Origin of the sequence: Nocardia sp. NBC_00416 (assembly GCF_036032445.1) — a bacterium.
Classification (GTDB): domain Bacteria; phylum Actinomycetota; class Actinomycetes; order Mycobacteriales; family Mycobacteriaceae; genus Nocardia.
In genome coordinates this window covers 7,167,609-7,180,457 of the sequence record NZ_CP107932.1, presented here as the reverse complement: position 1 = coordinate 7,180,457, position 12,849 = coordinate 7,167,609, and the positions used below count along the sequence as shown (strand labels likewise).

The window sequence follows — 12,849 nt, the reverse complement described above, 5'->3', positions numbered from 1 at the left end:
CCGCATGACCGAGCCGCCCGCGCCCCCGCCATTCCGGACCCGGCACCGCCGCCGGATGCGGGGCCTCGGGTTCGGCGCGGCCGCCGTCGCGTGCGGGGCGTTCATCCTGGCGCTCGGGGTGCTCGAGCCGCCCGCCGACGAAGGGGTGTCGACCGACCGTCTCGGACCCGACCAGGGAGAACCGGTCGCCGAATACCTCGACCGGGCCGGGGAGTCGCTGAGCGGACCCGACGACGGCGACCGCTGGGCGCTGGTGTCGTTCACCGACTACCGGCCCGCCGCCGAACTCCGGAACCGGGTCGGTGACCTACGGGTCGGACAGGCGCTCTACCAGGTGCCGTTACCCCGCGTCGCGACCCCGCTGGTCGCGGTCCAGGTTCCCGGCAGCGACGCCGCGCTGCTGCGGTCAGGTGACGACGCCGCCTGGCAGCTGGCCGACCAGCTCCGGTACACCGTCGCCGACGAGCGCACCGCCGCCACTCTGGAGGTAGCGGTGTCCCGCCTGCGCGCCGGCTGCGCCTGCGCACCCGGGGCGATCGTGCGAGCCCCGCTCCCGCGCCTGCGTGAACTCGCCGACCGCCCCGGAATCCGCGCGGTCCAGGCACTACCGGCCGACGCGACAGCCGGGCGGTTCGCAGTCGCACCGCTGCTGCCCGACTCCACCGACCCGGTCGGTCCGCCGCCCGACGACGGGCCGGTACCGACCGGCTGACCGGAACTGGCGATCAGAACTCCAGGGTCACCACGCCGTCCAGATACCGGTGGCAGCGACCGGTGAGCAGCACCCGGTCGCCGACGTGCTCGACCCCGAGCGTGCCACCCCGACGGGAAAGCTGACGCGCGGTCAAACTGCTCCGGCCGAGTTCGGCAGCCCACAGCGGCGCCAGCTGGGCGTGCGCGGAACCGGTGACCGGGTCCTCCGGTACCCCCACCCCCGGCCCGAAGAACCGGGAAACGAAATCCACCTCGTCACCTCGCGCGGTGACCACCACTCCTCGCGGTACCGGCGGAAAAGCACTCAACGCCGGCGCCAGCTCACGAACCCGCCGCTCACTGTCCACCACCACGACCACGTCCGCGCCGGAATACACCCGCACCGGCTCCACCCCCAATGCCGCCATCAACACCGGATCCGGTTCGACCGGCGTCGACTCCCCGGCGGGCAGATCCAGCACGTACTCGTCGTCATCGGTGCGATCCACCCGCAACCAGCCGCTGCGGGTGAAGAAACCGACCCGATCCTCACCCGGCTGGATATCGGTCAGAATATGCGCGGCGGTCGCCAACGTGGCATGTCCGCACATCGCCACCTCGGTCGCCGGAGTGAACCAGCGCAAATGGTAGGCGGGCCAACTCCCCGGCGGCGGCCCGGCTTCCGGAGGCAACCGCGACGTATAGAACGCGGTCTCGGCGAGATTGTTCTCCTCGGCCAACTGTTGCAGCACGGTATCGGGCAACCAGGTGGGCAACGGCATCACCGCGGCCGGGTTCCCGGAGAACGGTGCGTCGGCGAACGCGTCGATCTGATGCAACAGAACCTCCATGCCACGAAGGTACTCCAGACCTGAATGAACCCACCCCACAAGGCATCTGGGTTGGTAGAGTGTCGCGTCCGACGCGCCGCGATGCGGGTGCCGACGGGCGGTTCGCAACAGCGCGACCCGCTCCCACAAGGCGGCTCGTGAAAGACGGGTGGGCCGCGCCGCACACTTTGTGGGCCGCGCCGGACTGGGCGCGGGGTGGGTGCAGCTGTTCGCGGACGGGGCTCAGGATTCGCCGGGGGCCGCGGGAATCAGCGTGTGGGATTCACCGCGCAGGGTTGCGTTCGCCCACCAGGCGACCTCGACCAGCACGATCCCCACCGCGCCGCAGATGAACGCGGCGGTCGTGAGGCGGACGTTGGACGGGTCGAGCGCGAAGAACTCGCGGGTGAACGGAACCGAGAACAACACCAGGTACGCCGCTACCGAGACCGCCAGCAGCAGGATCTTCCACCAGGTGTACGGGCGCGCGACGATCGCCAGCACCCATACCGCGATCATGATCAGGGTGATGAGCGCTGTCGTGCCCGCTTGCATCTTCTGCTGTTCGCTGGCCTCCGGGCCCGCGTAGGCGATCAGATAGGCCACGAACGTGGCCGTACCGATCACCACACCCGACGGGATCGCCAGACGCATCACTCGCCCGACGAATCCGGTGCGCGCTCGTTCGTTGTTCGGCGCCAGTGACAGCACGAACGCCGGGATGCCGATGGTGAACCAGGCCGCGATCGTCACATGCCGCGGCAGGAACGGGTACCCGATCGGTTCGTAGCCGAAGATCTGCGAGCCCACGCCGGCGGCGCCGACGAGGAAGGCCAGCAGTACCGAGTACACGGTCTTGGTGAGGAACAGATTGGAGACCCGCTCGATATTGCCGATCACCCGCCGGCCCTCACCCACCACGTACGGCAGGGTGGCGAATTTATTGTCCAGCAGCACGATCTGCGCGACCGCGCGGGTAGCGGGGCTGCCCGACCCCATGGCGACACCGATATCGGCGTCCTTCAGCGCCAGCACGTCGTTCACCCCGTCACCGGTCATCGCGACCGTGTGGCCGCGCGACTGCAGGGCGCCGACCATGGCGCGTTTCTGGTCCGGGCGGACCCGGCCGAAGGTGGTCTGCGCGTCCACCACCCCGGCGAGTTCGTCCGGGTCCTCGGGCAGGGTCCGCGCGTCCACCGGGCGATCGCCGCCGGGCAGTTCCAGCGAGGAGGCGACGGCGCCGACCGAGACGGCGTTGTCGCCGGAGATCACCTTGATCGACACATCCTGGCTCGCGAAATAGTCCAGGGTGTCGCGGGCGTCGGTGCGGACCTTCTGTTCCAGCACGACGAGCGCGACGGGAGTGAGGGTCCCGGGCGCGCCGGGGGCGTCGACCGGACGGTCACCGCGAGCCAGCAGCAGCACCCGCAGGCCGGTCGCGCCGAGTTCCTCCGCGGCGCGGGCGTCCGCCGAGTCCGTGTCCAGCAGGACGTCGGGTGCGCCCAGCAGCCAATCGCCGTGTGGTCCGTAGGAGAAGCCGCTCCATTTCTTCGCCGACGAGAACGGCGCCACCGCGGTGTACTGCCAGCCGGGTGTGTCCGGGAGCGCTTCGGCGATGGCCTGCACGCTGGCATTGGGCCGGGGATCATCGGCGGCCATGGCAGCCAGCGCCTGCCGTGCCCTCGCCTCGGCGTCCGCTGTCGTCTCGATCATCCGGAGTTCGGCCAGGCGCATACCGTTCTCGGTCAGTGTGCCGGTCTTGTCCGCGCACACCACATCCACCCGCGCCAGGCCCTCGATCGCGGGCAGCTCCTGGACCAGGCATTTGCGCTGACCGAGCCGGACCACGCCGACCGCGAACGCGATCGAGGTCATCAGCACCAGGCCTTCGGGCACCATCGGTACCAGCGCGGCCACCATTCCGGTCACCGCGGGCCGCCACGATTCCCCGCTGGACACCAACTGGTTGTAGATACTCAGCGCACCGGCCGGAATCAGCAGATAGGTGATCACCTTGAGGATGGTGTCGATACCGTTGCGCAGTTCCGAGTTCACCAGGGTGAACTTGCTGGCCTCGGCGGCCAGTTTCGCGGCGTAGGCGTCCTTGCCGACCTTGGTCGCCCGATAGGCGCCCGACCCGGACACCACATAGCTGCCCGAGAGCACCTGCGCGCCGGTCCCTTTGGCGACATCGTCGGCTTCGCCGGTGAGCAGCGATTCGTCGATCTCGAGGAGCTCGGCTTCCACCACTTCCCCGTCGACCACGATCTGGTCGCCCGGTCCGAGTTCGATCAGGTCGTCGAGCACCACCTCGCCGGGCGCGATCTGCCCGGCCGTGCCGTCGCGGCGCACCGTGGGTTTGGCCTGGCCGACGATCGCCAACCGGTCCAGCGTGCGTTTGGCCCGGGTCTCCTGGATGATGCCGACCGCACTGTTGGCCACGATCAGCAGCCCGAACATGCCGTCGATCACCGAGCCGGTGGCCATCACCAGGACGAACAGCACACCCAGGATGGCGTTGATCCGGGTGAACACATTCGCCCGGACGATATCGCGGACCGAACGGCTGGCGCGGTCCGGAACATCGTTGGTGAGCCCGTCGCGCCGGCGTTGCGCCACCTCTGCGGCGCTGAGACCGGTCATCCCGACGGACTGCACAGTTGTCGACATGGGAGTCAGCGTAGCCAGCGTCGCCGCACGCGGCTCAGTAGGCGACATTGATCGGGCCGGGTGTCCACATACCGGAGCGGTCCTCCTGGGTGATCCGCGGGCGGGCCGGCACCGCATCGGGATCGATGGGCAGGAACTGCTGGAGCTGTCCCCAATCACGGTCCCAGTCCTGGTCCAGATAGGTGGGCAGGGTGCGGGCGTACAGCAGCAGGCCGGTCCAGCCCAGCGGGCCGCCGCCGTCGTGGTTCTGCCACAGGTTGGTGTCGTGCGCACCGACCCGGTCCGGCAGGATCCGGTACTTCGGCGCCTCGGCGATGCCGGTGCGGTGGTCGAACGGCCGCTGGCAGGGGAACTGCAGGCCGACAGCCCAGTCCAGCAGCACCGGATCGGCGGTTCCGACGACCGTGTTCAGGTCCTGGGTCTGCGGGATCCGGGGCGGGGTGAAGGCCAGCCACTGACGCGGATCGCGGTCACGGTCCTCGGCCACGATGCGCACGGTGTCGGCGTCGGCGTAGGGGGCCAGCGGTACCCGCAGGTTGCGCCAGGAGGGCGCCGGGCCGATGTCGATCGGGTTCACTCGGCGCAGCGCGACCGGGTTGTCCGGTGAACCGCCCGGCGCGGTGGTCGACCCGAACTCCAATTCCAGGGATTGCCCATGGGTCACCACACCGTCGGCGTCCTTGGACCAGATCCGCCCGGCGGCGCTGAGCGCGAGGATATCCGCGCGGTCGGCTACCGCCGGCAGGCGATACCAGCCGCTGGTCAGCTCGGCCGGTCCGTCCGCGTTATCGCTGCCCTGGACGGGTGTTCCCGGGTCGAGACCGAACGGCAGTGCGGGACTGTCCGTTTCGGTGGCCACCCCGGTTCCCGACGTCGCCGCCCCCATCGAATCGGCGATAGCGGCGTCCGCGCCTTCCTCGGCGTCGGCGCTCAGATCCGCCGCGACTCCGGTGGCGCTGAAACCGGTTCCGACGCCGGCCAGGGCAGCCGCGGGATCACCGGAGAGCGGGGCGAGCAGCCCGCGGTTCGGATCGGTTTCCACCAGGACGTGCGGGGCCAGACCACAGGCATTGCCGGCGAGCGCACCCAGGTTCGAACTCGCCAGCGAGAACGCCGGATATTGCGTGACAGCGCCTTTCGCGAACGACGCCACCTCGAACAGCACGATGAACGCGGCGGCCACCGTCAGCGCCGGGACCTTGGCGAACCGCCAGCCCCAACGCGAGATCCGATGGTGCCCCGCGTCCGGCGCCCGCACATGCCACCAGGCGGCGAGCGCCAGCAGCGCGACCGTGCCGAGCAGGAAAACCTTGTTGACGGCGATACCGGCCACCGACGGTTGTTTGTCCCACCAGGGGATGCTGTAGGAGGAGACGTACCACCAGCCGTTGGGGCCGGAGAAGACCAACGCCAGCAGGAAGGACACGGCCGCGGCGAACAGCGCCCGATTGCGCGGGCCGCGCATGACCCGCGGCCCGACCGCCACCGCGGTCAGGACCGCCACCGCCCCGGCAAGCCCGGCGAAAACACCCAGGTGGTGGGTCCATTTGGTGGGAGTCGTCATCATGAGCGCCATGGCGCCGACGGTGACGCCCAGGATGCGGCGCGACGGTCCGACCGCCGCCGTGGGGATACGGCCGCCTTTGCGCAACAGGGTCAGCAGGCAGACCGCCAATCCGGCGATCATCACGAAGATCCCGAACCGGCGGGCCACCGAACCGTCCACGGTGCCCATGAACAGGTACTGGTAGCGCAGGTATTCGTCGAACCACAGCACATGGGGGCCGGCCAGTTCGTGCACTCGGCGCATCTCCTGCATGGCCGACAGCGGCTGGTCCGCGAAGGCCACCACCAGCACCAGCACCCCCGCCGCGGCCAGCGGCAGCAGTTGCGCGAGCCACCCCGCCCGCGGCGCCCGCGCCGCGACGATCTTGATCAACGGCCGCAGCCCCGCCAGCAACGCGGCGAGACAGATCACGCCGTGCGGGCCGGCGGTACAGCTGAACGCGGCGATCAGGATCGCGACGGCGAACGGCAGCAACCGCCGAGTCGCGACTGCGCGCTCCACCGAACACCAGGTGAGCAGAACCCCCAGCGCGACCATGGGTTCGGGCCGCAGCCCGTTGTTGTAGGGCAGCCAGACGGCGAGGAACACCAGCGCACCGGTCCACGGCACGAACCGGTTCCGGTGCAGTGCGGCGCCGAACCGGGGCACCACCTCGCGACTGATCACCAGCCAGGCCAGCATCCCGGCCAGCAGGCTCGGCAGCCGCACCCACGGACTGGCCGTGCTCAGGTCGGCCATCCAGCCGATCAGGTCGTAGTACGGGGTGCCGACCGGATTCTCCGGGACGCCGAAATACCGGAAGTAGTTCGCCATGTATCCGGAGGCCTGCGCGGCCCGGCCCATCCCGAACTGATAGCCGTCGTCGGAGGTGGTGGCGCCGATGAAATGCCAGAGCACCAGGGTGCCCAGGACCACCACGTCGACCGGCCGGAAGGTCCACCAGCGGGCCGGCAGGAAACGGCGGGCCCGCCGGCCGTCCAGGCTGTCCAGCCGGTGCAGCGCGAACAACGAGATCAACGTCGCGACCACGGCCGACCAGATCGCTATCCGCTTCAGCGGGGTCGGGCTGGAACTGAAACGGCTGTCCACCTCGGCGGTCACGCTGGTACCGGCGGGATCCTCGAGATCGCTGAACACTCCGACCAGCTGCGGGCGGAAATCCCCGCCCAGCACCACTGGTTCGCGTCCGGTGAGCGTGGCGACGGATTCGCTCATGCCGGCGCGCACGCCGAGCTCACAGCCGGGGGCTAGATCCGCGACGGGAACGCTGTACAGCGATTGGTTGCGCAGCACGACATCGAGCTGGGCGCCGGTCTCCGGTGTCGCCGGCCGCACCCGGGCCAGGAAACCGTACCGTTCCAGATCGGGTGCGCCGTACGGAGCGGTCGAGGTCAGTACGCCGCCACCGGGACCCAACTGCTGGATCGCCGCGCACGGCACGGTGGCCGTGAAGTTCAAGGGCGCGTAGGAGACCAGTGGCGCCTCGATCGACGCCGCGGAATCGTCCTGCGGCCAGGTCAGGGTCGCGGCGTCCACTCGGACGGGTAGCAGCGGCACCGACAGTGCCAGCAGCGCTGCGATGAGCGCCGATACCAGCGCGACCGGCCGCGCCCAGCCACCCCGCGATCGGGGTCGCGGACCATCGGAGATCTTCGCCGGCTCGGGCGCCGCCACCACCATCGTGTCAGCCACGGGGCGCAATCCTAGCGGGGACCGCGGCGGCCCTTGCGGCTGCGCTCACCGATAGCACACGGACCCGACAGACGAAACCGGCCGGTCCGCTCTGTGCGGACCGACCGGTTCCATGATCCTGAACTCAGGCCACGCAGGCCGGCGACTGCACCTGAGCCTGGGCGAGCATGTTGCAGGCCCAGGTCTTCTCGACCTTCCAGACCCCGTCCTCGGCGACGAAGGGGACGTCGACGACGTTCTGGGTGTCGCCCAGTTTGAAATTGGCCTTGGCATTGAGGGTGTCGGCGAAGTCGTTCACCTCGGTGACCTCGATGGTGGCGCCCGAATCGGTATAGAACTGGGTCAGTTTCGCCGGCAGCTCCGGATCCGCCTCGGCGCCCTGCACCATCCCCAGCTTCTCCTCGTTCGGAACAGCCGGGTCGAGCGCGCGCTGGAGCTGGGTGTTCAGATCGGCAGCGGTGGGCACCGGAGGCAGATCGGCGGCGGCCTCGTCGGAGGCGGCGGCCGACGCGGACGTGGTGCTCGCGGCCTTGGTGTCCGAGTCGGAATCATCGCTACCACACGCGGTCAGGGTCAGCGCGGCCACGGCGGCCAGGCCGGCGATCGCGATACGTCCGGTCTTGCGAAGCTTCAACTGCTCGTCCTTTGCGTTCGAGGGTTCGGAGTCGTGATAATGGGACAGATCCACCGGAGCCGGCAGCGCTGCCCGGGACCAAACTACCCGGCGCCCCCTCAGGACAGACTGTCGAGCGGGCTCGCCGGGCACAACTCCCTGTTGTCGGCAGCGAAAGTACGCGCGATCCCCGGTCCTGTCGAGCGCGTCTCGAATCGCACGGTCACTCGCCCGTGCCCCGAACCCTGTATCCAGCCGAATCCCCATTCGGGATGCCGCACATCCGTACCCGGCCGCCAGAGTGCGTCGCCACCAGCGGAGATGCCGGAACTCGGCGCGACAGTGACGTTTTCGGCGGGTCCGGATCCGGAGACCGGGCCCGGGGGCCCCCCGGCGGCCGAGCCCGCCGCACCCGGCGCGGGTCTTACCGAATCCACAGAGCTCTCTTCGGCGGGCGCCAGAGAATCCGACCCCGCCGCACCGCCGTCCGGCGCCGATCCGGTGACGCCGGACAGCCCGGCCCCGGCCCGGTCGGCAGGCTCGGCGCCCAGCCGATCCAGTTCCGGGAACAGCGATTCCTGTCGAATCGTGGACAGCCCCGCGTACCCGACACCGACCAACCGGATAGGTCCCAGCTCACGCGGGTCCACCGCGGCCCGCTGGGCGGCGGCGGTGAGCGTCGGCAGATCCTCGGTCGCATAGGCGAGCGTGGTGGATCGGGTGGTGATGCTCATATCGGCGCGGCGGAGCTTCAGCACCACGGTACGGGCGGCGCGACCGTCGCGCACGAGCCGGCGATGGGCGGCGGCGGCCATCTCGCTGATCGCCGGGCGCAATCTCTCCAGCGTGACGATGTCGTGTTCATACGTGGTCTCGGCACTGATCTGTTTGGCCTCGGCACGTTCGGTGACCGGCCGGTCGTCTATCCCGCGGGCGAGGCGGTGCAGGGCCGCGCCCACACTGCCGCCCAGAACGGACGCCGCCTCTGACTCCGGAAGCGCCGCGAAGGCTCCCACCGTTTCGATCCCGAGGGCGCGCAGCCGGCTCTCCGCGACAGGTCCGATCCCCCACAGTTTGCGCACCGGCAGCGCGGACAGCAGCGCCTGCTGTTCACCCGGTGCGATCACCCGTATCCCGTCGGGTTTGGCCATGCCGGACGCGATCTTGGCCAGCTGTTTCCCACGCCCCGCCCCGACCGAGGCCACCAGGCCGGTGCGCTCCCGGACCTCCGTGCGCAACTCGGCACAGAACGCGGCGACCTCGGCCACGCTCGCTCCGGCCAATTCCGCCGGCTCGGCGAACGCCTCGTCGAACGACAGCGTCTCCAGCACCGGGATCCGCCCCCGCAGCGTTTCGAAGACCCGCCCGCTCAGCGTTCCGTACAGCGCGCCCCGCGGCGGAACGACCACCGCCGAGACGCCGACCAGTCGCCGCGCGTACTGCATCGGCATCGCCGAACGCGCCCCGAAGACCCGCGCCTCGTAACTCGCTCCCGCGACCACACCCCGCCCTCCGGTCCCGCCGACGAGTACCGGCCGCCCACGCAGGGTCGGACGCGTCAGTTGTTCGCAGGAGGCGAAGAACGCGTCCATATCGATGTGCAGCACCCAGCGCCGGGAAGTCTCGGCCGACAGCGAACCATGTACCGGATCGACATCCGGATGCCGGCCGCTCACCACGGAGTGGCCCACCATTTCCCGGCCGGCCGCCACCGCGGCCTTCGCCGCCGTCCGGTCACGCCCCTGCTGGTGTCCATGAACGCAGAATCTACGCGGGGTCGCCGACAGGTTCGGGCCGCCGCGGGCCGGATGCGGGTCGGTCACTACTGGGTTGCCGGAGATTCCCTGGATGGGCGCGCTCGCTGCCGACGGCCCGCCGGACCCGCCCACCGGGCATTTCCGGTGTCATCGGTCCGGACCGGGATGCCGCTACCCGGGTCACCGATATGTGATGATCGGACGATGAAGATCCGCAAGGCCGTGATCCCCGCTGCCGGTATCGGTTCCCGACTGCTGCCGCTGACCAAGGCGATCCCCAAGGAGATGCTGCCGGTCGGCGACAAGCCGGTGATCGAGCACACGGTACGTGAGCTGGTGGCCTCCGGGATCACCGATATCACCATCGTGGTCAGCGGCGGGAAATCGCTGATCCAGGACCATTTCCGGCCCAACCCCGCCCTGGTCGCCCAGTTGCGCGCCGACGGGAAGTCCGCCTACGCGGACGCGGTGGAGGAGGTCGGCGAACTGTCCCGGCTGGGCCATATCACCTATCTGGATCAGCAAGGGCCGTACGGTAACGGCACCCCGGTCCTGAACGCGGCCCGCACCGCCGCCGACGAGCCGATGTTGGTGCTGTGGCCCGATGATGTGTTCGTGGCCGAGGAGCCGCGCGCCCAGCAGTTGATCCGCGCCTACGAATCGACCGGCTGCCCGGTACTGGCCCTGATGCCGATGAACCCGACAGAATCGCAACGCTACGGCGTCCCGGTGGTCCGGGAGGATCTGGACGACGGCCTACTGCGCATCTCGGGCCTGGTGGAGAAGCCCAAACCGGCGGACGCACCCTCGGCCTACGCGGCCATCGGCGGATATGTGGTGACGCCGGGCATCATCGACGAACTGCGCGAACAGACGGAGAGCTGGTACGCCCACCGCACCGGCGAGGTATACCTGACCGACTCCATCAACGCCTATGCGGCGAACCATGCCGTGTACGGGCAGGTCATCCAGGGCCGCTGGTACGACACCGGCAACCCCGGGGACTATCTGATCGCGCAGTTCGCCTCGGCGCTGGCGCATCCGGACTACGGACCGCTGCTGCGCCGACAGGTGGACTGAGCACGGTCCGGCGGCGGGTCGCCTCCGGACCGTCAGAACCGCCGGATGCTGTAGATGTAGAACTGGCCGAGCGGACTCAGCCCCACGGGAACGCCCGCGCCGTAGGCATTGAGCACCTGGCCGAACCCCGCGTAGATTCCGACGTGGGAGGCGTCTTCGTTGATGATGATGACGTCACCCGGCGAGAGCGCGTAGCGCGGCACCGAGGCGCCCGCCTCGGCCTGTTCCCAGGTCGTGCGCGGGATCATGACGCCCACCTGACTGAAGGCCCACTGCACGAGTCCGGAGCAGTCCCAGGTATCCGGGCCGGTCGCACCCCATTCGTACATTTTCCCGGTCTGCGACGTCGCCGCGGCGAGCGCGCCGAGCCCGTTGCTGCTCGAGACCGGCAGGGCCGCCGATCCGCTGGCGCTGAGCGATCCAGAGCCGGAGGACGATCCGCTGGCACCACTTCCGGTCTGCGCCCACCCGGGCGCGGCCGCGGCGGCCCCGACAGCCGTCGCGAGAAGCAAGCCGGCGATACCCCGGCGCAGTGCAATTCCGATCACGTGCCCACCCTTCTGCCCGTCGGTGCCCGGGGCGCCGTGCGGCGCCCCGGTTTACTCGCGGCACCCGCCACGGGGGTGGGATACCGCAACCACAGGGGTCACGCCGGGTGAATCGGCTCCGACGCAACTTCACTCAGGTAGAACCGAACGAAATGATCACCGTTCCCGGTCGTCCGGAGGCCCGGACTCAGCGGTATCGGCGATGATTTTGCCCGCCTGACCGAAGGCCGACAAGAGTCTGGCAAACTTTCAGCATGTGATCTAAATCACAAAGATGTTTATTGCGTTTGGGTGGATATGTCGTTCAGGGTCTTCAGCACCGCATCCTTGGAGCCCGGCGGGGACTCCACGAAGACCCCCAGCTGCCAGACCGGTTCGCCACCCGGTTCCGCCGCGATGTACCTGCTGAAATCCACCGTGAACTTACCCTGCTGATTCGACGCCGTCTGCACGTAGGAAGTGCGGTCGTCGAACCGCTGCGCCGTACCGGGAGCATCGAACCACTCGTTGTCGAATCGGGTCCGCGTCGCGGCATCGCAGGTCGCCGGACATTTGCGGAGAATGAGGTTCACCTTCTGTCCGGCAGCGGAATTGCCTTCATCGACGCACCCCCAGGCCTCGGCATCGGGGATCTTGTCGACCGAGCCCTTCATGCATCCCCAGGACCCCGGCGTACGAAAAGCGAAGGGCCAGCCCTTGAACGCCATGGTGTAGGTGTCCTCGCCCGCCTGCCAGGTCGGACCGAGTATCGCGACCGGCGCCACCCCCTCGCGCAGCGCCGGTTCGCCCGCGGAGGGCAGCGCGCTGGTGGTCGCCGTGGTGGAGGTCGCCGATGCCGAGGCGGAGGGGCCGGCGGAATCGGTGACCGCCGACGAAGTTCCGGCGGCGATATCCGCGGGGTCCTCCGCCGACCCCCGCGATTGCAGCACCACCAGTCCGACCACACCGACCAGCACCAGCACCACCACGGCGACCAGCACCGCGATCAACGGACCGTTGCTCTTCGGCGGCGGACTCCCGTACCCGCCGGCATCCAGCGGCGGCACCTCCCAAGCGCCCTGCTGCGGTGTGGGCTGCGGGCCGTGGCCCGCGGCCGGCCCCCATTGCCCGCCCGTACTCTGCTGCCCGCCCGTACTGTGCTGCCCGCCCTGCGACTGGTAGCCCTGCTGCCACTGCCCCGAAGGAGAGCTCTTCTGTTGTCCCTCAGGGGAATGCCGCCACCATTCGTCGGGATTGTCCGAAGCCATAAGGCCCCACCCTAGTGCGGACCACGCGCCCTGGTCACGGCCATGACCTCACGACCTCGACGCGTTTACGGCCACCTGAGGAACAACTGGGGCACGCGTAGATCCCTCTCGCAACCGGATCTCCGGCAAGGGCCCAGCGAACAGCCACCCAG

General features: G+C 69.5%; 9 protein-coding genes. 2 read left to right on the top strand and 7 right to left on the bottom strand.

The window, feature by feature from the left end:
- Nucleotides 1–4 precede the first annotated feature (4 nt).
- Nucleotides 5–712 (top strand): hypothetical protein, encoded by a 708-nt coding sequence (locus OG804_RS31260; RefSeq protein WP_328392221.1) that lies wholly within the window; start codon nt 5–7, stop codon nt 710–712.
- Between the two features lie 13 nt (nt 713–725).
- Here OG804_RS31260 and OG804_RS31255 read toward each other — a convergent pair whose 3' ends face one another.
- The 5 genes from OG804_RS31255 to OG804_RS31235 all read right to left on the bottom strand — a co-directional run bounded on the left by OG804_RS31255 (nt 726) and on the right by OG804_RS31235 (nt 9,672).
- A complete protein-coding gene (locus OG804_RS31255; protein WP_328392220.1) occupies nt 726–1,544 on the bottom strand; it encodes a PhzF family phenazine biosynthesis protein in 819 nt (272 codons plus the stop codon).
- Between the two features lie 222 nt (nt 1,545–1,766).
- On the bottom strand, nt 1,767–4,193 hold the full coding sequence (locus OG804_RS31250; protein WP_328392219.1) for an HAD-IC family P-type ATPase: 2,427 nt from the start codon (nt 4,191–4,193) through the stop codon (nt 1,767–1,769).
- A gap of 34 nt (nt 4,194–4,227) precedes the next feature.
- On the bottom strand, nt 4,228–7,452 hold the full coding sequence (locus tag OG804_RS31245; protein ID WP_442941687.1) for an arabinosyltransferase domain-containing protein: 3,225 nt from the start codon (nt 7,450–7,452) through the stop codon (nt 4,228–4,230).
- Nucleotides 7,453–7,576: 124 nt separating this feature from the next.
- Entirely contained in the window at nt 7,577–8,086 is a 510-nt protein-coding gene (locus OG804_RS31240; RefSeq protein WP_328392218.1) for a hypothetical protein, read from the bottom strand.
- A 98-nt stretch (nt 8,087–8,184) separates the two neighbouring features.
- A complete protein-coding gene (locus tag OG804_RS31235) occupies nt 8,185–9,672 on the bottom strand; it encodes a DNA polymerase IV (RefSeq protein WP_328398869.1) in 1,488 nt (495 codons plus the stop codon).
- Nucleotides 9,673–10,026: 354 nt separating this feature from the next.
- Here OG804_RS31235 and OG804_RS31230 point away from each other — a divergent pair, with 354 nt between their 5' ends.
- Nucleotides 10,027–10,902: a UTP--glucose-1-phosphate uridylyltransferase gene (locus OG804_RS31230; protein WP_328392217.1), complete on the top strand. Its 876-nt coding sequence runs from the start codon at nt 10,027–10,029 to the stop codon at nt 10,900–10,902.
- A 32-nt stretch (nt 10,903–10,934) separates the two neighbouring features.
- Here the strand turns inward: OG804_RS31230 and OG804_RS31225 are convergent, their stop codons facing one another.
- Both OG804_RS31225 and OG804_RS31220 read right to left on the bottom strand, forming a co-directional pair.
- The gene (locus OG804_RS31225; RefSeq protein ID WP_442941686.1) at nt 10,935–11,450 is read right to left on the bottom strand and encodes an NlpC/P60 family protein; all 516 of its coding nucleotides are present in this window, start codon (nt 11,448–11,450) and stop codon (nt 10,935–10,937) included.
- Between the two features lie 278 nt (nt 11,451–11,728).
- On the bottom strand, nt 11,729–12,697 hold the full coding sequence (locus OG804_RS31220) for a hypothetical protein (protein ID WP_328392216.1): 969 nt from the start codon (nt 12,695–12,697) through the stop codon (nt 11,729–11,731).
- Between the last annotated feature and the right edge of the window lie 152 nt (nt 12,698–12,849).

Bases quoted from the DNA above. Each gene is read 5' to 3' on its own strand.
- OG804_RS31260 (WP_328392221.1), top strand. From the start codon at position 5: ATGACCGAGCCGCCCGCGCCCCCGCCATTCCGGACCCGGCACCGCCGC.
- OG804_RS31255 (WP_328392220.1), bottom strand. From the start codon at position 1,544: ATGGAGGTTCTGTTGCATCAGATCGACGCGTTCGCCGACGCACCGTTC.
- OG804_RS31250 (WP_328392219.1), bottom strand. From the start codon at position 4,193: ATGTCGACAACTGTGCAGTCCGTCGGGATGACCGGTCTCAGCGCCGCA.
- OG804_RS31230 (WP_328392217.1), top strand. From the start codon at position 10,027: ATGAAGATCCGCAAGGCCGTGATCCCCGCTGCCGGTATCGGTTCCCGA.
- OG804_RS31220 (WP_328392216.1), bottom strand. From the start codon at position 12,697: ATGGCTTCGGACAATCCCGACGAATGGTGGCGGCATTCCCCTGAGGGA.